Source organism: Paracoccus homiensis (assembly GCF_900111675.1).
In the GTDB taxonomy this organism is placed as follows: domain Bacteria; phylum Pseudomonadota; class Alphaproteobacteria; order Rhodobacterales; family Rhodobacteraceae; genus Paracoccus; species Paracoccus homiensis.
This window is the reverse complement of the sequence record NZ_FOHO01000001.1, coordinates 162,448-182,296: the sequence shown is the minus strand read 5'-3', so window position 1 is coordinate 182,296 and position 19,849 is coordinate 162,448. Positions and strand designations below refer to the sequence as shown.

At 64.5% G+C, this 19,849-nt stretch carries 19 protein-coding genes, 1 tRNA gene and 1 pseudogene; 9 read left to right on the top strand and 12 right to left on the bottom strand.

Annotation, left to right across the window (positions count from 1 at the left end):
- Positions 1-115 precede the first annotated feature (115 nt).
- Positions 116-1,735: pseudogene (locus BMX67_RS00935) on the bottom strand (DEAD/DEAH box helicase); the annotation flags it as partial.
- A gap of 258 nt (positions 1,736-1,993) precedes the next feature.
- Between BMX67_RS00935 and BMX67_RS00930 the strand changes: the two are divergent.
- The 8 genes from BMX67_RS00930 (at position 1,994) to BMX67_RS00900 (ending at position 11,060) form a co-directional block, all read left to right on the top strand.
- A complete protein-coding gene (locus BMX67_RS00930) occupies positions 1,994-4,123 on the top strand; it encodes a cation:proton antiporter (RefSeq protein WP_090731760.1) in 2,130 nt (709 codons plus the stop codon).
- Positions 4,124-4,197: 74 nt separating this feature from the next.
- On the top strand, positions 4,198-5,940 hold the full coding sequence (gene argS, locus BMX67_RS00925; protein ID WP_090731759.1) for an arginine--tRNA ligase: 1,743 nt from the start codon (positions 4,198-4,200) through the stop codon (positions 5,938-5,940).
- Positions 5,941-6,012: 72 nt separating this feature from the next.
- Positions 6,013-7,152 (top strand): SPOR domain-containing protein, encoded by a 1,140-nt coding sequence (locus tag BMX67_RS19840; RefSeq protein WP_245739033.1) that lies wholly within the window; start codon positions 6,013-6,015, stop codon positions 7,150-7,152.
- Complete coding sequence (gene nagZ, locus BMX67_RS00920) at positions 7,149-8,144, top strand: beta-N-acetylhexosaminidase (RefSeq protein ID WP_245739031.1); 996 nt, start codon at positions 7,149-7,151, stop codon at positions 8,142-8,144. Before BMX67_RS19840 ends, nagZ begins: the two co-directional genes overlap by 4 nt.
- Before the next feature lie 54 nt (positions 8,145-8,198).
- Positions 8,199-9,041 (top strand): segregation and condensation protein A, encoded by an 843-nt coding sequence (locus BMX67_RS00915; protein ID WP_425438947.1) that lies wholly within the window; start codon positions 8,199-8,201, stop codon positions 9,039-9,041.
- A gap of 71 nt (positions 9,042-9,112) precedes the next feature.
- Entirely contained in the window at positions 9,113-9,709 is a 597-nt protein-coding gene (gene scpB, locus BMX67_RS00910) for an SMC-Scp complex subunit ScpB (protein WP_090732183.1), read from the top strand.
- Between the two features lie 9 nt (positions 9,710-9,718).
- The gene (locus BMX67_RS00905) at positions 9,719-9,907 is read left to right on the top strand and encodes a hypothetical protein (RefSeq protein WP_090731756.1); all 189 of its coding nucleotides are present in this window, start codon (positions 9,719-9,721) and stop codon (positions 9,905-9,907) included.
- Between the two features lie 40 nt (positions 9,908-9,947).
- Positions 9,948-11,060, top strand: a complete 1,113-nt coding sequence (locus BMX67_RS00900; protein WP_090731755.1) for a THUMP domain-containing class I SAM-dependent RNA methyltransferase — start codon at positions 9,948-9,950, stop codon at positions 11,058-11,060.
- A 6-nt stretch (positions 11,061-11,066) separates the two neighbouring features.
- Here BMX67_RS00900 and BMX67_RS00895 read toward each other — a convergent pair whose 3' ends face one another.
- The 7 genes from BMX67_RS00895 to BMX67_RS00865 form a co-directional block, all read right to left on the bottom strand.
- Positions 11,067-12,134, bottom strand: coding sequence for a 2'-deoxycytidine 5'-triphosphate deaminase (locus tag BMX67_RS00895; protein WP_090731753.1), 1,068 nt, complete (start codon positions 12,132-12,134; stop codon positions 11,067-11,069).
- 89 nt (positions 12,135-12,223) lie between these two features.
- A tRNA-Pro gene (locus tag BMX67_RS00890) sits at positions 12,224-12,301 on the bottom strand.
- A gap of 74 nt (positions 12,302-12,375) precedes the next feature.
- Complete coding sequence (locus tag BMX67_RS00885) at positions 12,376-12,921, bottom strand: MerR family transcriptional regulator (RefSeq protein WP_090731752.1); 546 nt, start codon at positions 12,919-12,921, stop codon at positions 12,376-12,378.
- 14 nt (positions 12,922-12,935) lie between these two features.
- Positions 12,936-13,238, bottom strand: a complete 303-nt coding sequence (gene ihfA / locus BMX67_RS00880; protein WP_090731750.1) for an integration host factor subunit alpha — start codon at positions 13,236-13,238, stop codon at positions 12,936-12,938.
- A 109-nt stretch (positions 13,239-13,347) separates the two neighbouring features.
- A complete protein-coding gene (gene dctP, locus BMX67_RS00875; RefSeq protein ID WP_090731749.1) occupies positions 13,348-14,433 on the bottom strand; it encodes a TRAP transporter substrate-binding protein DctP in 1,086 nt (361 codons plus the stop codon).
- A gap of 38 nt (positions 14,434-14,471) precedes the next feature.
- Entirely contained in the window at positions 14,472-15,797 is a 1,326-nt protein-coding gene (locus BMX67_RS00870; protein ID WP_175479769.1) for a TRAP transporter large permease, read from the bottom strand.
- Entirely contained in the window at positions 15,787-16,308 is a 522-nt protein-coding gene (locus BMX67_RS00865; protein ID WP_090731747.1) for a TRAP transporter small permease subunit, read from the bottom strand. Before BMX67_RS00865 ends, BMX67_RS00870 begins: the two co-directional genes overlap by 11 nt.
- 161 nt (positions 16,309-16,469) lie before the next feature.
- Here BMX67_RS00865 and BMX67_RS00860 point away from each other — a divergent pair, with 161 nt between their 5' ends.
- The gene (locus BMX67_RS00860; protein ID WP_090731746.1) at positions 16,470-16,745 is read left to right on the top strand and encodes a DksA/TraR family C4-type zinc finger protein; all 276 of its coding nucleotides are present in this window, start codon (positions 16,470-16,472) and stop codon (positions 16,743-16,745) included.
- 6 nt (positions 16,746-16,751) lie between these two features.
- Here BMX67_RS00860 and BMX67_RS00855 read toward each other — a convergent pair whose 3' ends face one another.
- The 4 genes from BMX67_RS00855 to BMX67_RS00840 all read right to left on the bottom strand — a co-directional run bounded on the left by BMX67_RS00855 (position 16,752) and on the right by BMX67_RS00840 (position 19,795).
- Positions 16,752-17,726 carry a beta-ketoacyl-ACP synthase III gene (locus BMX67_RS00855; protein WP_090731745.1) on the bottom strand — a complete coding sequence of 325 codons (975 nt, stop codon included), beginning with the start codon at positions 17,724-17,726 and terminating at the stop codon, positions 16,752-16,754.
- Positions 17,723-18,832, bottom strand: a complete 1,110-nt coding sequence (gene plsX, locus BMX67_RS00850; RefSeq protein WP_090731743.1) for a phosphate acyltransferase PlsX — start codon at positions 18,830-18,832, stop codon at positions 17,723-17,725. Before plsX ends, BMX67_RS00855 begins: the two co-directional genes overlap by 4 nt.
- Before the next feature lie 23 nt (positions 18,833-18,855).
- Positions 18,856-19,062: a 50S ribosomal protein L32 gene (rpmF, locus tag BMX67_RS00845; protein ID WP_090731742.1), complete on the bottom strand. Its 207-nt coding sequence runs from the start codon at positions 19,060-19,062 to the stop codon at positions 18,856-18,858.
- 238 nt (positions 19,063-19,300) lie between these two features.
- Positions 19,301-19,795 carry a YceD family protein gene (locus tag BMX67_RS00840; protein ID WP_245739029.1) on the bottom strand — a complete coding sequence of 165 codons (495 nt, stop codon included), beginning with the start codon at positions 19,793-19,795 and terminating at the stop codon, positions 19,301-19,303.
- Positions 19,796-19,849 lie beyond the last annotated feature (54 nt).

Here is a 19,849-nt window from a genome sequence, read left to right as displayed (position 1 = left end):
GTGCCTGGTCCGGGGCGTCGGCTGCCGGGGTTTCGACCGTCTCGGCGGTGCTGATTTCGGGCTTTGCCTCGTCGGATTTCGGCTTGCGACGCGAGCGGCTGCGCTTGGGCTTGGTCGGTTTCGGCTCTTCGGCCTGAACTTCGGGGGCGGCGTTTTCGGTCACATCGGCATCCGCAGAGTCCGCATCGCCATCCAGCGCGGTCGTGCGCAGCGGAACCAGCATGAATTGCGGGACATGGTCGCCCATGCCCATCACCGCTGGTCCGCGATCTTCGCGGCCCCGGCCCCGGCGACGATCATCGCGGCGGTCGTCACGGCGATCATCGCGACGGTTGTCATTGCGGCTGTCATTGCGGTCGTCGCGACGGTTCTCACCGCGATTGCCGTTGCGATCCTCGCGGTTGCGATCGGTGTTGCGGGGGCTTTCGCCTTCGTCCTGACGCGGGGTCTCGGCTTTGTTCACGGGCTTGTCGTCCTGCGCCTGATCGTCGTCGCGGCGACCACCACGCCGCCGGTTGCTGTTGCGGCCGCCCTTGCGGTCGTCACGGGGTCGCGGCGCCGACTGGGCCGCATCCGACAGGGAAAAGCCTTCCGGAACATCGCCGCGCGGCAGGGTCTGTTTCACCAGCCCCTCGATTGCGGCCAGCAGCTTTTCGTCATGCGGGGTCGAGATGCTGACAGCGGTGCCCTTGCGGCCCGCCCGACCGGTCCGGCCGACGCGGTGGACGTAATCCTCGGCATGGCTGGGCAGATCGAAGTTGAAAACGTGGCTGACGGCCGGAATGTCCAGACCACGCGCCGCCACGTCCGAGGCGATCAGCAGTTTCAGCTTGCCGTCGCGAAAGCTTTCCAGCGTGCGGGTGCGGTGGCTTTGGTCCAGATCGCCATGAATGGGCGCGGCGTCATAGCCATGCTTTTGCAGCGATTTCGCGACGATATCGACATCGGTCTTGCGATTGCAGAAGATGATGGCGTTTTTCAGTTCATCGCCTTCGGCATCAATCAGCGCGCGCAGCAATTCGCGTTTCTGCTTGGCGCTTTGATCGCGGCGGGTCGGGGTCAGTTCGACCAGTCGCTGGGTGATGGTTTCGCTGGTCGTGGCCTGACGTGCGACCTCGATCCGTTCGGGGGCGTGCAGGAAGGTATTGGTGATGCGCTCGATCTCGGGGGCCATCGTGGCGCTGAAGAACAGGGTCTGACGGGTAAAGGGCGTCAGCTGGAAGATGCGCTCGATATCGGGGATGAAGCCCATGTCCAGCATCCGGTCGGCCTCGTCCACGACCATCACCTTCACATCGGTCAGGATCAGCTTGCCGCGTTCGAAATGGTCCAGCAGGCGGCCCGGCGTCGCGATCAGGACGTCGACGCCACGGTCGATCAGCTTGTCCTGTTCGGCAAAGCTGACGCCGCCGATCAGCAGCGCCTTGGTCAGTTTCGTGTGCTTGGCATAGATGTCGAAATTTTCGGCAACCTGCGCGGCCAGTTCGCGGGTGGGGCACAGCACAAGGCTGCGCGGCATCCGCGCCCGTGCCCGGCCACGGCCCAGAAGGGTGATCATCGGCAGGGTAAAGCTGGCGGTCTTGCCGGTCCCGGTCTGCGCGATCCCCAGAACGTCGCGGCCTTCCAGGGCGGGCGGAATGGCACCGGCCTGAATCGGCGTCGGGTTTTCATAGCCGGCCTCGCCGATGGCCTTCAGAACTTTGGGGTCCAGCTTCAGATCAGAGAATTTCGTCATTCAGGGCTTTCCAGGCTTGCGCCACGTCTGTGCGCGTTCGCGTTCCGTGCCGCGCGCGCCCGTATGGTGCCTGCGGCATTTCATGGGACGCAATTCCGCACGCCCCTTCGGTCGGCCCGCCGGATGCAGGCCAGCATTCGCCTAGACCAAAGCGTGCAGGAGGTCAATGTTTCCCGTCCCGACCCCAACGAAATGGCATGTTTTGGAAACTTTATGGCTGTATGAAGGTTCTGAACGAACACAGCGCACAGGGACAAGATGGCAACCGAACTGACCGGCGGGCTTAGCCCGATGCAGGCTTTCGCCGTGGTGGGTATCGCCGGGGTCGGGGCGCAATGGCTGGCCTGGCGGTTCAGGTTGCCCGCCATCGTGTTGATGTTGCTGGCGGGTCTGTTGCTGGGCCCGGTGACGGGGATCTTCGTGCCGTCGCGCGATATCGGCGACATCATCCCGCCGATGATTTCCCTGGCCGTCGCGGTCATCCTGTTCGAGGGGGGGCTGACGCTGAGCCTGCGCAAGCTGGCCGATGCGCGCCCGGCGGTGCGTCGGCTGGTCTATATCGGTGCGCCGCTTGGATGGGTGATGTCCTCGCTTGCGCTGGCCTTCGGGGCGGGGCTTGGCTGGGAATCGGCCATCGTGTTCGGCGGCATCATGATCGTCACGGGACCGACCGTGATCGCGCCGCTTCTGCGTCAGGCCAAACTGACATCACGGCCCGCGCAGGTCTTGCAATGGGAAGGCATCGTTAACGACCCGATCGGCGCGCTGGTCGCGGTGATCGCGCTGGAAATCGTGCTTGTGCGCAATACCGGCGTCACCTGGGGCGAGGCCTTGGGGCAATTGATGCTGGGCATCGGCTTTGCCACCGTCATCGGTGCGGTGGTCGGCTATCTGGTGGTGCAGTCCTTCCGCCGTGGCTGGGTGCCTGAATACATGAAGGTGCCGCTGTTGTTCGTGGCCGTGCTGGGGGTCTTTGCAGGCTCGGACAGTTTGCTGCATGAAAGCGGTCTGCTGGCGGTGACGGTGATGGGGCTGGTGATCGCCAATGCCGATCTGCCCAGCTATCACGAACTGCACCGGTTCAAGGAACATGCGACGATCCTTCTGGTCTCGGGCGTGTTCATCCTGCTGGCCGCGGGCATCAGGTTCGAAACCCTGGCCCAACTGGACTGGTGGCGGGCGGGTCTGTTCATCGCGCTGGTCGTTCTGGTCGCGCGTCCGGTCACGGTGCTGGCATCGCTGATCGGAACCAATCTGCCGATGAAGGAGCGCCTGCTGATCGCCTTTACCGGACCACGCGGCGTGGTTCTGGTCGCGGTATCGGGCATCTTCGCCGAGCGTCTGGTCGGCGAAGGGATCGAGGATGGGGCGCTGATCGCGCCCTTGGCCTTCGTGCTGGTGCTGGTGACGGTGGTGCTGCACGGTTTCACGCTGGCGCCCTTCGCGCGGCGGCTGGGCCTGACTTCGGGGGAAAAGCCGGGGCTGCTGATCGTGGGCGGCTCGCTGTTTGCGACCGGGCTGGCCAAGGCGCTGGACAAGGCGGGCGTGAACGTGCTGATCACCGACACCAACCGCGACCATCTGCGTACCGCCCGCAGCGAGGCTGTGCACACCTTCTATGGCGACATTCTGGGCGAGGCGGCCGAACATAACGTCGAATTCATCGCCTATTCGGGGATTCTGGCGGCTTCGGACAATGATGCCTACAACACGCTGGTCGCGACCGATCTGGCCCCCGAATTCGGACGCGAGAATATCTGGCAACTGGCCCGCCACAAGGAAGATCGCGCCCGCCACGCCCTGCCCACGCAATTGGGGGGGCAGACCATCGACGGAAATCGCACATTGGCGCAATATCTGGACCTGCTGGCCGATGGCTGGATTTTCCGCACGACGCGCCTGACCGAGGAATATCGCCTTGCCGACTGGCAGGCCGCGCGGGAAGGCGCGGTGCCTCTGGCGCAGGTGCAGAATGAAAAGCTGTGGTTCATCGGCAGCCTGGAAGACGATCTGGTCGACCGCCCCGATACCCGCATCGTGTCGCTGCTGCCGCCCGACATTGCCCAGCAGATCGAACGCGAACATGAAGCGCAGGCAAAACCCGGCGAAAGCGCCCGTGAGGTCGCCCGCGAAGAGGCCGAGGCCGTCAAGCGCGGGCAGGGCAGTGGCAGCGTGCCCGGCGGCGACAGTGCGGCGGGCGCTGACAGGCTGCGCGATCAGGCGAAAGACGGGGATCTGAAAGACGGGGATCTGATCGAGACCGAGGGCGATCTGTCCGATGACGGCCGCCCCGCCCCTCAGCGCGACCCCGACGAGGGGTTGTCCGACGATGATGACGAGGCCGCCAACGAGGTGCGCAGCGCCGATGCCGGAAAGCCGCGCGACTAGGGCGTTTGTCCCTGTGCTGTTGACCTTCCCCATCCGCTGGCGTTAACCCGCGCTTGTACTTCAGGAAGCCGAAAATGAACCTCTTTACCGATCTTCGCGGCGTCGTCGTCGAGGCGCTGGACCAGATGGCACAGGCGGGTGAGCTGCCGGCCGGGCTGGATTATGGCAATGTCACGGTCGAACCGCCGCGCGACCCGGCCCATGGCGACATGGCGACGAATGCGGCCATGGTGCTGGCCAAGCCCGCGGGCATGAAGCCGCGCGACATCGCCGACAAGCTGGCCGCGCGCCTGACCGATCCGCGCATCGCCGCGGCCGAGGTTGCCGGCCCGGGCTTTCTGAACCTGCGCCTGTCGCCGGCCGTCTGGCACGGCGTGGTGAAATCGGCGCTGTCGCAGGGCGCGGATTTCGGTCGTTCGACCATCGGTGACGGCCAGAAGATCAACGTGGAATTCGTCAGCGCGAACCCCACGGGGCCGATGCATGTGGGCCATGTGCGCGGCGCGGTGTTTGGCGATGCGTTGGCCAATCTGCTGGATTTTTCGGGCCATGACGTCACGCGCGAATACTATATCAATGACGGCGGCGCGCAGGTGGACGTGCTGGCCCGTTCAGCCTTCGAGCGTTACCGCGAGGCCAACGGGCTGGAACCCGAGATCCGCGAGGGGCTGTATCCCGGCGACTACCTGATCCCGGTCGGCGAGGCGCTGAAGGACAAATACGGCGACAGCCTGCTGGACAAGCCCGAAGAAGATTGGCTGGAGGATGTGCGCGAGCTGGCAACGCAGGCCATGATGGAGGTGATCCGTCAGGATCTGGCCTCGCTTGGGGTCAAGATGGATGTCTATTCCAGCGAAAAGGCGCTGTACGGCACCGGCAAGATCGAGGCCGCGATCCAGCGCCTGGAAAGCATGGGCCTGATCTATCGCGGCGTGCTGGAACCGCCCAAGGGCAAGCTGCCCGAGGATTGGGAAGCCCGCGAACAGCTGTTGTTCAAATCGACCGCGCATGGCGACGACGTGGACCGCCCGATCCAGAAATCGGACGGCGCATGGACCTATTTCGCGCCCGACATCGCCTATCACTGGGACAAGATCGACCGTGGCTTCGATCAGTTGATCGATGTGTTCGGGGCCGATCACGGCGGCTATGTCAAACGCATGAACGCGGCGGTGAAGGCGCTGTCGAATGGTCGCGTGCCGCTGGACGTCAAGCTGATCCAGCTGGTCAAGCTGTTCAAGAATGGCGAGCCGTTCAAGATGTCGAAACGCGCGGGCACCTTTGTCACGCTGCGCGATGTCGTCGAAGAGGCGGGCGCCGACGTGACGCGGTTCATCATGCTGACCCGCAAGAACGATGCGGCGCTGGATTTCGATTTTGCCAAGGTTCTGGAACAGTCGAAGGACAACCCGGTCTGGTATGTCCAATACGCCAATGCCCGCGTGCATTCGGTGCTGCGCCGTGCGACCGAGGCGGGAATCGACGTCTCGGACAAGGCGCTGAATGCCGCCGATCTGTCCGCTCTTGCCCATGACGCCGAGCTTGACTTGGCGAAAAAAGTGGCCGAATGGCCACGCTTGGTCGAACATGCCGCCCGCGCGCACGAGCCGCATCGCATCGCATTTTTCCTTTATGAGATCGCATCGGACCTTCATTCCCTGTGGAACCGGGGCAATGACGACCACGCATTGCGCTTTGTGCAGGAAGGCGACGCAGCGACCACACAGGCAAAAATTGCGCTGGTACGGGCGGTTGGCGTTGTCATTTCATCCGGTCTCGCTATCCTTGGGGTCACTCCGGTCGAGGAAATGCGCTGATTCACAAGTGCCCCGCCGGAACTGAACGAGCAGTCAACGGTAAAGCCGGATCAACCGGCGCGCAGGTGGGCAATGGCAGTGATGGATTTCCGCGAAGGCGGGTATGTTTTCTCGCGGCACAAGGTGCGGCGCGAATTTTCCTATGACCAGGATTGGGACCAGGCCGATGGGCAGGGCGACGAACAGCGCTTCGCCGCCGACCCCGACGGTGTGGCCCCGCTGACCACCCGGCTTGCCCGGCTGACGCATTACCTTGGGGCCGTCGCCTCGGTCGGGTTGATGGTCGGACTGCTTGTCTGGGGGTTCCAGCTGGTGTCGCGCGACGTGTCGGGTGTGCCCGTGATCGCCGCGATCGAGGGCGAGGCCCGCACCACCCCCGATGATCCGGGCGGCGAACTGACCAGCTATACCGGCTATGCGGTGAATGATGTGGCGGCGGGTTCCGAACCCACGCCTGTCGACCGCGTGGCCATCGCCCCGTCCGCGACCGGGTTGGATGACAGCGATGTCGCCATGGGCGAACTGGGCGCCACCGCCCGCGAACCCGCGACCGAGGTCGAGGCTCCGCTCAACTTCGACGGCGAGGCCATCACGCCGCTGTCGGACAGCGAAGCCAAGGCGCAGGCCGAAGCCCTGGCCGCGGCCGAAGCCGAGCGTCTGCGCGTTCAGCAGGAAGTTCAGCAGGCCGCGATCGTCGATGCCCCGGCCACCGAAGGTCCGGTGAACGAGGTCGTGACCGATGAAAACGGTGCGCCCGCACAGGCCGCGGCGATCGCCGCCGCGCTGGCCGAGGCGCAGGCCATCCCGCAAGGTGCTGTGTCCAGTTCTGCCCGTCCGGCGCCGCGTCCGCGCACCACGCGTGTCGTGGCCGCCGCCACGGCCCCGAAACCGGTGCAGGCCGCCGCCGAACCCGCCCCGGCACCCGCGCCCAGCCCCGCTGCCTCTTCGGTCAGCGTGTCGTCCGGTGCGCCGCTGGTGCAGGTCGGCGCCTTCGACAGCGAAGCCATCGCCAACAGCGAATGGAGCCGTCTGTCCGGCAAGTTCGGGTCGCTGTTCTCGGGCAAGGGCCCGGTCGTCCAGCGGCACCAGTCGAATGGCCGCACCTTCTGGCGCCTGCGCGTCGCGGGTTTCGACGCCCGGTCCGATGCGCAAAGCTTCTGTTCGGCCCTGAAAGCGGGCGGCACCGACTGTATCGCGATCGCCGCACCGTGAGCCACGGCGCGACCATTCTCGGCGGGATCGCCGGGACCAGCCTGACCCCGACCGAGCGCGACTTCTTTCGCGCCGCCGATCCCTGGGGCTTCATCCTTTTCGGCCGCAATGTCGAAAGCCCCGACCAGTTGCGTCGTCTGACCGGCGAATTGCGCGATGCGGTGGGGCGCGATGCCGTCATCACCATCGATCAGGAAGGCGGCCGGGTTCAGCGGATGCGGGCCCCGCATTGGCGCGAATGGTGCCCGCCGCTGGATCAGGCCGATGCGGGCGTGCGCGCCATGTGGCTGCGCTATCGCCTGATCGGGGCCGAGCTGCGCGCCGCCGGCATCGATTCCGACTGTGCGCCGACCCTGGACGTGGCGCAGGACGACACGCATCCCTTCTTGCGCAACCGCTGTTTCGGGACCGATCCGGCGCGGGTGGCCGAACTTGGCCGCGCCTGTGCGGATGGTCTTCTGGCGGCAGGTGTCCTTCCGGTGATGAAGCATATGCCCGGTCATGGCCGTGCCATCGCCGACAGCCACAAGGATCTTCCGGTGGTCGCCGCCGCCGAGGCCGATCTTGCACGACTGGATTTCGCGCCGTTTCGGGCGCTGGCGGATCTGCCGATGGGAATGACCGCGCATATCCGCTTTACCGCGCTGGACGATGCGCCCGCCACGGCGTCACGGCGCATGATCGGGCTGATCCGTCAGCAGATCGGATTTGACGGGCTGCTGATGACCGATGACATCACCATGAACGCCCTGTCGGGATCCGAGGCCGATCGCGCCACGGCCTCGATCAGGGCAGGTTGCGATCTGGTGCTGCACTGCAATCGTGACATCGCCGGGATGGAACCCGTCGTCGCTGCCGCCGGCCGGATGGGGCACGAGGCGATGCGTCGCGCCGATGCCGCGCTGGCCATGCGGCAGGCACCACAGGACGATGATCTGAAGGCGCTGTGGGATGAGTACAGCCGCCTTGTGCCCACGGCGGCGGATGCTTGACAGGGGCGGGGCAAGGGTCGACCCTGACTGCCTGTCCCACCTGCCGGAGTTCCCGTGCCGAAACCCGTCGATGTTCCCTATCTGAAACCGGTCCCTGACGCGTCGCCCGACGATGCGCGGGGGGCTGGTACACATGACGCGAATGCCGTCGCGCAGCGTCGCGCCGAAGAGGCGCTGATCGTCGATGTCGATGGGTTTGAAGGGCCGCTGGACCTGTTGCTGACATTGGCGCGGACGCAGAAGGTGGACCTGATGAAGATCTCGGTCCTGCATCTGGCCGAACAGTATCTGGTTTTTGTCGAACAGGCCCGCAAGCTGCGCATCGAACTGGCGGCGGATTATCTGGTGATGGCGGCCTGGCTGGCCTTTCTGAAATCGCGTCTGCTGCTGCCGCCCGATCCCGAAGCCGAGGGGCCATCGGCCGAGGAAATGGCCGCCCATCTGGCCTTTCAGCTAGAGCGGCTGGACGCGATGCGGCAGGTCGCGGCGCGGCTGATGGGGCGCGACCGTCTGGGGCTGAACCGGTTTCAGCGCGGGGCCCCCGAAACCGTCAGCCGCAAGCGCCGTACCGAATGGCAGGCCGGGCTGATCGACCTGATGCGTGCCTATGCACGGCTGAAGACGCGCGATGAATTCCGGCCCTATGCCTTCGACCGTCGCGATATCTATTCGATGGAACAGGCGCTGGACCGGTTGCGGCAGCTGGTCGGCTTTGCGGGCGACTGGACCGATCTGTCGGATTTCCTGCCCGACGGCTGGGATGTGCATGGCTCGCGCCGTCGTTCGGCCACGGCGGCGACCTTTGCCGCGTCGCTGGAGCTTGCCAGACAGGGCACGCTGGAGATACGGCAGGACGATACTTTTTCCCCCATTACCATCCGACGCAAGCCGACGTGACAGACCAGTTTCCAGACAGCGACCCCGCGGCCCCGGATTTTCCGCCGCCGCCGATCGAACAGCAACAGCGCATGGTCGAGGCGATTCTGTTTGCCGCCGCCACCCCGGTTTCGGTCCGCGAACTGGCCGACCGCCTGCCGCATGGCTGCGACCCCGCCGAGGCGATCCGGGGCCTGCGCAGCCTGTATCAGGGGCGGGGGGTCACGCTGGAACGGATCGGCGATGGTTACGCCTTTCGCACGGCCGCCGATCTGGGCTTTCTGATGCAGACCGAAACCGTCGAACAGCGCAAGCTGTCCCGCGCGGCCATCGAAACGCTGGCCATCATCGCCTATCATCAGCCCGTCACCCGCACCGAAATCGAGGAAATCCGCGGCGTCGCTGTCAGTCGGGGCACGCTGGATCAGCTGATCGAACTGGAATGGGTGCGGATGGGGCGCCGGCGGATGACGCCGGGTCGGCCCGCAACCTTTGTCGTCACCGAGACGTTCCTGGATCACTTCGGTCTGGAATCGGCGCGCGACCTGCCGGGGTTGTCGGAACTGCGCGCGGCGGGCCTGCTGGAATCGCGCCCGCCCACCGAAACCGGGATCCCGATGGCCGAGCCTGATGACGAAGATGAGGGCGACCCCGGTATTCCCGCCGAAGATCTGTTCGAGGATGAATAGGAGCCAGGGATGAACAGGCTGATTTCGATGCTGATCCATCAGGCGCTGAACTGGGGGACGCGCAAGGGGGTGGATCATCTGGCCCGACGCGGGGGCAAGGATGGCAAGCCCATGACCCCCGATCAGGCCCGCAAGGCCCGCCAGACCGCCCATCGTGCCCGGCAGGGGCTGGGTATTCTGCGCCGCTTCATGCGTTAAACCCTCGCCAAGGGCGCGGGTTATGGCTAGGGCTGCGCGGATGAGCGATACTGATTTCGATATCTTCCTGGTGGCGACGCCGGGTCTGGAAGCACCGTTGGCCGCCGAGGCGCGCGATCTGGGCTGGCACGGGGCCGAGCTGCAACCCGGCGGCGTGACCATACGCGGCGGCTGGGACGATGTCTGGCGGGCGAATCTGATGCTGCGCGGCGCGACACGGGTTCTGGCCCGCGTGGGCAGTTTCCGTGCGTTGCATCTGGCACAGCTGGACAAGCGTGGGCGCAAGTTTCCCTGGGCACAGGTGCTGTGCCCCGATCTGCCCGTCAAGGTCGAGGCGACCTGCCGCGCCAGCCGCATCTATCATGCAGGCGCCGCAACGCAGCGGATCGAGCGTGCGATTGCCGAGGAACTGGGCGCACCTATCGCCGCAGATGCCGCGATCACCGTCAAACTGCGGATCGAGGATGATCTGGTCACCATCAGTCTGGATACGACCGGCCCCTCGCTGCACAAGCGCGGTCACAAGGAAGCCGTGGCCAAGGCCCCCATGCGCGAAACGATGGCCGCGATGTTCCTGCGCGAGATGGGTTATGACGGGTCGCAGACCGTGCTGGACCCGATGTGCGGATCGGGCACCTTCGTCATCGAGGCCGCCGAGATCGCGTCGGGGATGGCGCCCGGCCGCAGCCGCGATTTCGCATTCCAGGATCTGGCAAGCTTTGATGCGGCCCGCTGGGACGCGATGCGGGCTGCCGTTCAGCCGCGCAAGGTCGCCGCAGGCCGTTTCTTCGGGCGCGACCGCGATGCCGGGGCGATCCGGATGAGCCGTCAGAACGCCGACCGTGCGCAGGTTGCGGATTTGTGCGATTTCGACTGTCTTGCCATCGACAAGCTGCAGGCACCCGACTGCGCGCCGGGAATTGTCATCGTGAACCCGCCCTACGGCGCGCGGATCGGTAACAAGGGGCCGCTGTTTGGCCTGCACGCGCAGATGGGCGAGGTGTTTCGCAGCCGCTTTGCGGGTTGGCGGGTGGGGATCGTCACCAGCGAGGGCGGCCTTGCCAAGGCGACGGGACTGCCGTTCAAGCCGACTGGACCGATCGTCGCCCATGGCGGGCTGAAGGTGCGGTTGTGGCAGACGGGGCCGCTATAGCGCGGGTCAGGCGAACTGCTTGGCCAGTTTCAGACCCTGGCCCTGATAGTTCGACTTGATATCCGCGCCATAAAGGCGCTGAGGGCGCGCGGCCATGCGTTCATAGACCAGGCGCCCGACGACCTGCCCATGTTCCAGCACAAAGGGCGCTTCGTGGCAGCGCACCTCAAGGACGCCGCGCGCGCCCGTGCCGAAGGCGCCGATGCCAAAACCGGGGTCGAAGAAGCCTGCGTAATGAACGCGGAATTCGCCGACCATCGCCAGATAGGGTGCCATCTCGGCGGCGAAATCCGCGGGAATCGCCACCGATTCGCGGCTGACAAGGATGTAGAACGCGCCGGGGTCCAGAATCAGGCGGCCATCGGTGCTGTGAAGTTCGTCCCAGAAATCGGCGGCGGGGTAGGCGCCGATCCGGTCCAGATCGATCACGCCGCTATGCGGTCTTGCCCGATAGCCGACCAGATCGCCGGTGGTCGGGCGCAGATCGACCGAAAAGCCAAGGCCGTGATCGATCAGGGCATCGCCTTCCACCAGTGGTTCGCGGTCGTTCAGGCTGCGCAGTTCCTGATCGCTTAGCACGGCCTGCCCCCGGCGCAGGCGCAGCTGATTCAGGCGCATACCCGGCCGCACCAGAACGGAAAAGCTGCGCGGGCAGATCTCGGCGTAAAGGGGGCCGTCGTAACCCTCGGGAAGGCGGTCGAATTCGGTCCCGTCATCGGTTACAAGCCGGGTCAGCAGGTCCAGCCGCCCGGTCGAGGATTTGGCATTCGCCACCGCGGCAAGTCCCTGCGGCAGGCGCAGACGTTCCATCAGCGGTACCAGATAGACGCAGCCGCGTTCCAGCACCGCACCGTTGGACAGGTCCATCTGATGCATCTGGAAATCGGCCAGCCGATCCGTGATCCGCTTGCCGCGCCCGGCCAGAAAGCTGGCGCGCAGGCGATAGGCGGTGGTGCCCAGCCGCAAATCAAGGCTGGCGGGTTGGATCTGTTCGGGAATGATCGCGGGTTCGGCGCTGATGACGCCCGTGTCGATCAGGTTGCGGATTTCGCTGTCAGGCAGGACGCCGTTCATGCCTTCCCCCAAAGCCATGGTCGCGATGGACCTGAACGCCGGAAACGGAAACGCCCACCCCCGGCAAACGGAGATGGGCGTTTTCGGAATGGTCGGGCCGGCGAGATTCGAACTCGCGGCCTTCCGCCCCCCAGACGGACGCGCTAACCAGGCTGCGCCACGGCCCGACGAGCGCCATATAGAGTGAAGCGGGCGGGCTGCACAAGGGCCGAGTGACGGAAATCTTTACCAAATCGACATGTCAGGCGGGATAGAGCCGCAGCACCGCGTTTTGCAGCCGGATCGCCTGTTCCGCGGCCGGGTCGGGCAGCCGGTCCTGATCGCGCAGCCGCGTGGCCAACGCAGCCAGCCGGGCCAGCCAGATCGTGCCATTGTCGTCCGGTTCGGCAAACAGGGGCAGGGCGGCGCCTTCGGATTGCGGGCGACGGCGGCGGCGTGCTCGGGGGACGGTCATGGGCAGGTCCTCATCGGCGGTGGATGCGTGATCTGCGGCGGGCGCTGCGGCCTCGGCCAGCTTGGCCGCCCCGCGCTGCCGGACCGATTCGCCCCGATCGCGTGCCAACAGCTTCTTGGCGCCGCGAATCGTCAGCCCCTCTTCGCGCAACAGCTCGCACAGGCCAGCGGCCAGCCGGACATCGTCAGGACGGTAATAGCGGCGCCCGTCGGGGCGCTTCATCGGGCGCAGCAGGGAAAATTGCGTTTCCCAATAGCGCAGCACATGCGGCGCAACACCGATGATCTTGGCTACCTCACCGATCGACCGAAATGCGTCCGCGTTCTTTTGCATAAATCCTTGCGCCGTCAGTCTTTGTTGCCAGCGGCGACGCGTTCCTTCATCAGATGCGAAGGCCGGAAGGACAGGACGCGGCGGGGCGTGATCGGGACCTCTTCCCCGGTCTTGGGATTGCGGCCGATCCGTTCGTTCTTGTCACGCACGCTGAACGTGCCAAAGGAGGAAATCTTGACCTGTTCACCCTTCACCAGGGCGTCCGAGATATGGTCAAGAACCGATTCGACCAACTGAGCGGATTCGTGACGGGACAGTCCCACATCCCGAAATACCGCCTCTGCCAGATCCATCCGCGTCAGCGTCTTGTCGCCCATGCTGTTCCCTTTCTGATAGTGGAAGGATGGTTACCTTTCCGCGATCTGTCAACGAGAAGGGCGGGGAAAACGTTCCCCGCCCGTGACTTGCAGCTTTGTGGCGACCAGATTACTGGGCGCATTCCTGCAATTTGGCCAGATCCGGGCCATTCGGCGTGCGGCCCAGATTGAACGGGGCCGAGGCGTCACGCCAGCTGGAATAATCCTGCAGATAGCCGACCTGGCTGGCATAGACCTTGGCCGATAGCGGATTTTCGCAGGCGACCTCTTCGATGGTCTCGTTGGCCATGGTCTGGATCTGTTCCAGCGTGGCATCGTCCAGGCGGTTGATCTCGGTTCCGGCTTCCTTGAACTGCGCAACGGCTTCGGTTGCACGCTTTTCGGTGAAGGCCAGACTCCACAGCAGGGTCGCATCGGCGGCGATTTCCAGACGTTCGCGGGTTTCGTCGTCCAGCGCGTCCCATGCCGCCTTGTTGATCATCACGCCGAAGATCGACGAGGACTGGTGCCAGCCGGGTGTGGACCAGTATTTGGTCACCTGCTGGAAGCCGCCCGAAAAGTCGACATTCGGCGTCGAGAATTCGGCCCCGTCGATCACGCCGCGTTCCAGCGACTGATAGATTTCCCCGCCAGCCATGCTGACCTGATTGCCGCCCAGTTTTTCCAGCAGCTTGCCCTGTTCCAGACCCGACAGACGCAGACGCAGACCCTGCAGATCCTCGGTGCTGCGAATCGGCTTGTCCACGGTGCGGAAGCCCGATTCGTTATTGGTCACGCCATAGGGCAGATAGACCATGCCGAACTTGCCGTAGACTTCGTTATAAAGCTCGGCCCCGCCCCATTCCTGGATCCAGTTCACATAGTCGACGGCGTTGAACAGGCTGGCCGTCGTCGCCAGGGGCGAAAAGGCCGCGTCGCGCCCGGCCCAGTAACCCGGCCAGTCGCCGCCGGCCTGAATGGTGCCGGATTCGACCGCGCCGAACACTTCACCCGCCGGAACAAGGCTGCCGCCTTCGTAGAATTCGATGGTCAGCTTGTCGTCGTCGATCAGCTTGTTGGCCAGTTCGACCCAGTGCTTGTCGAATTCGATCAGCTCAAGGCTGGACGGCCAGGTCGTGGTCATGGTCCAGTTTTCGGCCATCGCGGGTGCGGCTGCCCCCAGTGCAATGACAGCGGTCGTCAGCAGATGTTTCATATGGTTTCCTCCGAGTTGAGTATTGATTGTCTCGCGGATCAGCCGCCGTAAAGCGTGGCTGGCAGCCAGGTGACCAGTCCCGGGAACAGGATGATCATGGCGCACATCACGATGATCAGGCCGATGAAGGGCAGGACGCCCTTGATGATATCGGTGGTCTGAACCTCGGGCGGGGCGATGGCCCGCATATAGAACAGCGCGTATCCGAAGGGTGGCGACAGGAAGCTGGTCTGCAGCACCACCGCCATCAGGATCACGAACCACAGCGGCTCGATCCCCATTTCGCTGACCAGCGGCAGGAAGATCGGGAAGGACAGCAGAACGATCCCGGTCCAGTCCAGGAACATGCCCAGAATGAACACCACCAGCAGCATCACCGCGACCAGCGTGTAGGGATCGTCGGCCAGACCGCGGATCAGGTCCTGACTGGCGCGCAGCCCGCCGGTGATGTTGAACACCCCGGTAAAGGCGGTCGCGCCGACGACGATGAACAGGATCATGGCCGAGGTGCGGCCGGTTTCCAGTAGCGCCGAATAGAAGGTCCGCCATTCAAAGCGGCCACGCAGGATCACGATCAGCAGGGCCAGAACGGCGCCGATGGCGCTGGCTTCGGTGGCGGTCGCGATACCGGCCAGAAGCGAGCCCAGAATGCCCAAGATCAGGACCAGCGGCGGCACCGCCTCGACGATCAGCATGCGCCACATGGCGCCGCGGCTGATCTGTTCCTCGTCGGTGACGGGCGGGGCCCATTCGGGTTTGAACCAGGCGATCGCCGCGACATAGATCGCATACATCAGCCCCAGAACTACGCCCGGAATCATCGCACCGGCGAAAAGCTGGCCGACCGACAGGCCGGGCGCATAGGATGCCATCAGGATCAGCATGATCGACGGCGGAATTAGGATGCCAAGGCAGCCCGACGAGGCGATCAGCCCGGTCGCCAGCCGCTTGTCATAGCCGTATTGCAGCATCGGGCGCAGCGCCATCATGCCCATCACGGTGATCGAGGCGCCGATGATGCCGGTCGTCGCCGCCAGCAGAATCGAGATGAACACCACGGCAAGGCCAAGTCCGCCGGTGACGCGCGACATCAGGTGGCGCAGCGCCTCGAACATCTTGTCGGTCACGCCGCTATCCGACAGAAAGCGCGCCATCAGCACGAAAAGCGGGATCGCGATCAGGACGTAATTGTCCAGCACGTCACCGAAGATCCGGTTGATGACGATGCCCAGCACCATCGGCTTGCCGGCGATCACGGCGCCCAGAACGGCGGTCCCGCCCAGCACCATGGCCAGCGGGTGTCCCATGAACAGGCCCAGCAACAGTAGGCCCGACATGATCAGGGCAATCGTTTCACCGGACATCCATCGGCTCCTGCGGTTCGAGGTGGTCGGCCTTGTTCAGGACCAGTTTCAGAAATTCGCTGACCCCCTGGATCAGCAGCAGGACCGCCGCGACGAACATCGCCATCTTCAGCGGATAGACCGGCAATTGGACCGCGCCATAGGTCAGTTCGCCCTGATTGTACGAGGTCATCGCAAAGTCGAAGCTGCGCCGCGCGAACACCCAGGCGAACGGAAAGAAGAAGATGACATAGCCCGCCGCCTCGACCCAGCGGCGGATCCCCGGCGCAAGGCGTTCGGTCAGCAGGTCGACCTTCACATGCGATTGGTGACGCAGCGCGTACCCCCCCAGCATGATGAAATAGAACCCGTATAGCTGTTTTGTCAGGTCGAAGGCCCATCTTGTGGGCTCGCCCAGGAAATAGCGCATGAAGACGTCGTAGATAATGATCGCCGCGAAGACGATCGCAACGATCGACACGATACGGCCGACGGTCTCATTGATACCGTCGATCACCCGAATGATCGGCAATGTGGGACCCTCCCCAAGGTCTGTGGTGCGGTTTCTGCACCTGCATGATGCGTAGTCTTGCCAAAGCCTTGTGGGGTGTCAACCGGACGGTCAGCATCTCTGACGTCTTTGCAAAGTGACCCAGCGGCACCTATCTTGAGGGTCAGGAAAGGAGGGCTGTCATGGCAGGTGGCTGGGCCCGCGACGACGCGGTCAACGAACAGATCGAAATCAGCACGGCCGAAGCCGTGGCCCGCGCCAGACAGCGGGCCGAACGTGTCGGCAATACCCCCTCGGCCCGGTTCTGCGCCGAATGCGACGACCCGATCCCCGAGGCACGACGCCGGGCGATTCCGGGCGTTCAGCTTTGCGTCGAGTGTCAGTCGGGCCGCGATCGCAGCCGCAGGCCAACAGGCGGGTTGAACCGCCGCGCCAGCAAGGATTCCCTGTTGAAATAAAGGCGCTTACCAGCGCAGCGCGACCGAGCCCCAGCTAAGCCCGCCGCCGATCGCCTCGGTCAGGACCAGATCGCCCGGCTTGAAGCGGCCTTGACTGTCGGCGACCGATAGTGCCAGCGGGATCGACGCGGCGGAGGTGTTGCCGTGATCGGCCACGGTCAGCACGACCTTGTCCATCGGCAGGCCCATCTTCTGGGCGGTGCCGGTGATGATCCGGGCATTGGCCTGATGCGGCACCAGCCAATCGACATCAGACGCGCTTAGACCGGCGCGGCCCAGAACCGTGTTCGCGGTCTTCGACAGTTTGTCCACCGCATGACGGAAGACCAGATTGCCCTGCATGCGCAATTGTCCCGCCGTCCCGGTCGAGGAAACGCCCCCATCGACATACAGCAATTCGCGATACTGGCCGTCGCTGTTCAGGTCGCTGGCCAGAATGCCGCGATCATTGCTGTCGCCCTGACCTTCCTGCGCCTCAAGAACCACCGCGCCCGCGCCATCGCCAAACAGCACGCAGGTCGACCGGTCGGTCCAGTCCATGATCCGTGAAAATGTCTCGGCGCCGACGACCAGCACGCGGTCGGCCTGACCGGCGCGGATCATCGCATCGGCATTCGCCAGGGCAAAGACAAAGCCCGCGCAGACGGCCTGCACGTCAAAGGCAAAGCCGCGGGTCATGCCCAGCCCGGCCTGAACCATGGTCGCAACCGCAGGGAAGGTGAAATCCGGGGTCGAGGTCGCAAGGACGATACCGTCCAGTTGATCGACGTTGAGGCCCGATTTTTCCAATGCCGCCTTCGCAGCGCGAATCGCCAGATCGCTGGTGGTCTGTCCCTCGGCGGCAAAATGACGACGTTCGATCCCGGAACGGCTGCGGATCCATTCATCCGTGGTGTCCAGCCGTTCTTCGAACCAGCTGTTTTCGACGACACGCTCGGGCAGGTAATGCCCCGTGCCCAGAATCACCGAACGTCGTGTCAACTTGCCGCCTCACCGCTGTCTTCGGCTTTGGGCAAAGCGGCGGCACCTTGCGCGACGCGCGCGGCCAGCCGGTCCTGAAAGCCGGATTTCGTCAGTTGGAACGCAAGCTTGATCGCCGCCGACACGCCGGTCGCATCCGCCGAGCCATGCGATTTCACCACCGTTCCGTTCAGACCCAGAAAGATGCCACCATTCACACGGCGCGGATCGATGCGCTTTTGCAAGCGGCGCAGCGATGTCATCGCCAGAAGGGCTGCGAATTTCGACATGATCGATTTGGCAAAGGCGTCTTTCAGAAAGTCGCCGACCAGCTTGGCCGTGCCTTCGCCGGTCTTCAAGGCGATATTGCCGGTAAAACCGTCGGTTACGATCACATCCACGCGGTCCGAGGGCAGATCGCCGCCCTCGACAAAGCCGACATAGCGGAAATTCCCGGCCTCGGCCGAGGCGGTCAGCAGTTCATGTGCCTGCTTCAGTTCGGCCCGGCCCTTGTGTTCTTCGGTGCCGACATTCAGCAGGCCGATGCGCGGGTTTTCGATGTCCAGACCATTGCGGGCATAGGACGCGCCCATCAGCGCATATTGCAGCAGGTCAGGGGCATCCGCCCGGATATCGGCGCCGACATCCAGCATGACATTGAAGCCGCCCGGATTGCGGGACGGCCAAAGGCAGGCGATGGCGGGGCGGTTCACACCGGGCAGTTTGCGCAGGCGCAGCATCGACAGCGCCATCAGCGCGCCGGTATTGCCGCAGCTGACCGCGACTTCCGCCTCGCCCTGCTTGACCGATTCGATGGCGGACCACATCGAGGTGCCGTTGCCCTTGCGCACGATCTGGCTGGGCTTGTCCTCCATCGTCACCACGCCGTCGGCATGGCGAATGTCGCAGCGTCCGGCCAGTTCGCGCTTGCGCTGGATCAGCGCATGCAACTGGTCGTGGTCACCGTGGACGATGAAGCGAATCTCGGGGTTCTTGACCGCGCTCAGCGCCATGCCGGCCACAACGGCCGCAGGGCCGCGATCACCCCCCATCGCGTCAACGGATATCACCACGCTGCCCTGTTTTGGCTGGGCGCGTGGTGTTGCATTGGGCGAATCGGTGGTCATCAGCAGTAGCTGTCGCGACCCGATCAGGCTGCGTCGTCGTCGAGATCGATCTCGTTGGCCTGTGCGACCACTTCACGGTCAGCATAATGGCCGCAGGACGGGCAGACGTGATGCGGACGCTTCAGCTCGCCGCAGTTCGAGCATTCGTTCGGGTTCCCGGCGACCAGAGAGTCATGCGCACGACGCATGTTGCGCTTGGAGCGGGTGACGCGATTCTGAGGGACAGCCATGTCACAACCTCGGTTTGCTGGGTGCGGAGCCGTTCCAGCCAGCGCACCATGAGTTTTGAATTCGTAAATGAACCGCGCAGATACGCCATGACGGACGCGCCCGCAAGCCCTTGCAGTCGCGTGACCGCCGGAATGACGCATGGGCGGCCCGGCAAGGCGATCCGCATAGGCGGATTCGCGATGCCTTGCAAGTATTTGCTGCGCGATACTGTGGCCCGGACGCAACGATCACGCGGTTTTACTGTTCACCGCCGCCCTTCAGCAGCTTGTCCAGATCCGCAAAGGGGCGGCGGGTATCGGCTTCGGGGGCATCCTCGACCGCGCTGCCGGGCAATTCGGCGCCGCTGGCACGCGGATATTCGGGCAGCGCAAGCGCCAGTTCCTCGATCATGACGGCCGAGAGGTCGATGAACTGTCCCAACGGCTCCAGCGTTTCATCGGGCATTTCGACCTCTTCGCCCTCGGGTTCGCCAAGATGCGGGGTATAATGCCGGGCGACGGTTTCGCGGATCGTGCTGCGCACCGGTTTCAGCGTGATGATGCAGGATTGAACGACCTGCGCGGTCAGGGTGCCGTCCAGCACCCAGGAATCGGCACCGTCGGCGCGCAATTGTCCTTGAAAGCGCAGTTTCGGCAGACCCTCCAGATCCAGTTCCTCGGTGATGGCGGCACGGGTGACGTCGTCCGGCTGCAGGTCGAATTCCGTCGGCACGCGGGGATTCAGATGTGCCACGCGCAGGCGCTGCGGTTTGGGAATGCTTGCGGACATGATGGGCCTCTGGGCGTC

Bases quoted from the DNA above. Each gene is read 5' to 3' on its own strand.
- argS (WP_090731759.1), top strand. From the start codon at position 4,198: ATGAACCTCTTTACCGATCTTCGCGGCGTCGTCGTCGAGGCGCTGGAC.
- BMX67_RS00930 (WP_090731760.1), top strand. From the start codon at position 1,994: ATGGCAACCGAACTGACCGGCGGGCTTAGCCCGATGCAGGCTTTCGCC.
- BMX67_RS00885 (WP_090731752.1), bottom strand. From the start codon at position 12,921: ATGCAAAAGAACGCGGACGCATTTCGGTCGATCGGTGAGGTAGCCAAG.
- BMX67_RS00870 (WP_175479769.1), bottom strand. From the start codon at position 15,797: ATGTCCGGTGAAACGATTGCCCTGATCATGTCGGGCCTACTGTTGCTG.
- ihfA (WP_090731750.1), bottom strand. From the start codon at position 13,238: ATGGGCGACAAGACGCTGACGCGGATGGATCTGGCAGAGGCGGTATTT.
- BMX67_RS00900 (WP_090731755.1), top strand. From the start codon at position 9,948: ATGAGCGATACTGATTTCGATATCTTCCTGGTGGCGACGCCGGGTCTG.
- BMX67_RS00895 (WP_090731753.1), bottom strand. From the start codon at position 12,134: ATGAACGGCGTCCTGCCTGACAGCGAAATCCGCAACCTGATCGACACG.
- plsX (WP_090731743.1), bottom strand. From the start codon at position 18,832: ATGACCACCGATTCGCCCAATGCAACACCACGCGCCCAGCCAAAACAG.
- scpB (WP_090732183.1), top strand. From the start codon at position 9,113: ATGGTCGAGGCGATTCTGTTTGCCGCCGCCACCCCGGTTTCGGTCCGC.
- BMX67_RS00860 (WP_090731746.1), top strand. From the start codon at position 16,470: ATGGCAGGTGGCTGGGCCCGCGACGACGCGGTCAACGAACAGATCGAA.
- BMX67_RS00905 (WP_090731756.1), top strand. From the start codon at position 9,719: ATGAACAGGCTGATTTCGATGCTGATCCATCAGGCGCTGAACTGGGGG.
- rpmF (WP_090731742.1), bottom strand. From the start codon at position 19,062: ATGGCTGTCCCTCAGAATCGCGTCACCCGCTCCAAGCGCAACATGCGT.
- dctP (WP_090731749.1), bottom strand. From the start codon at position 14,433: ATGAAACATCTGCTGACGACCGCTGTCATTGCACTGGGGGCAGCCGCA.
- BMX67_RS19840 (WP_245739033.1), top strand. From the start codon at position 6,013: ATGGCAGTGATGGATTTCCGCGAAGGCGGGTATGTTTTCTCGCGGCAC.